Genomic DNA, 546 nt, shown 5'->3' with positions numbered 1-546 from the left:
ATGAATCGCCACGGGTTTAACAGACACCTCAGAGTCATTTAAGATGGCTTAAAGAGAGGTGCCCATGAGCGGTAAGCGTTATCCCGAAGAGTTTAAAATTGAAGCAGTCAAACAGGTTGTTGATCGTGGTTATTCTGTTTCCAGCGTTGCAACACGTCTCGATATCACCACCCACAGCCTTTACGCCTGGATAAAGAAGTACGGTCCGGATTCCTCCACTCATAAAGAACAGTCAGATGCTCAGGCCGAGATCCGCCGTCTCCAGAAAGAGCTGAAGCGGGTTACTGACGAACGGGACATATTAAAAAAAGCCGCGGCGTACTTCGCAAAACTGTCCGACTGAGGTACGCCTTTATCCGTGACAACGCCCGTTGCTGGCCTGTTCGCCTGCTCTGTCGGGTGCTGGATGTTCATCCCAGTGGCTTTTACGCATGGCTTCAGCAGCCGCATTCACAACGCCATCGGGCAGACCTGAGACTGACAGGACAGATTAAACAGTTCTGGCTGGAATCGGGATGCGTCTATGGTTATCGCAAGATCCATCTG

General features: G+C 50.9%; 1 pseudogene. It reads left to right on the top strand.

Annotated elements, in window-relative coordinates:
* Positions 1 to 64: 64 nt before the first annotated feature.
* Positions 65 to 546 (top strand): annotated as a pseudogene (locus tag WFM46_RS23780) (transposase); the annotation flags it as partial.

Source organism: Leclercia sp. M50, assembly GCF_037150775.1.
Taxonomy (GTDB): Bacteria; Pseudomonadota; Gammaproteobacteria; order Enterobacterales; family Enterobacteriaceae; genus Enterobacter.
Note: the sequence above shows the minus strand (reverse complement) of the source record. Positions and strands in the feature narration are given on the sequence as shown.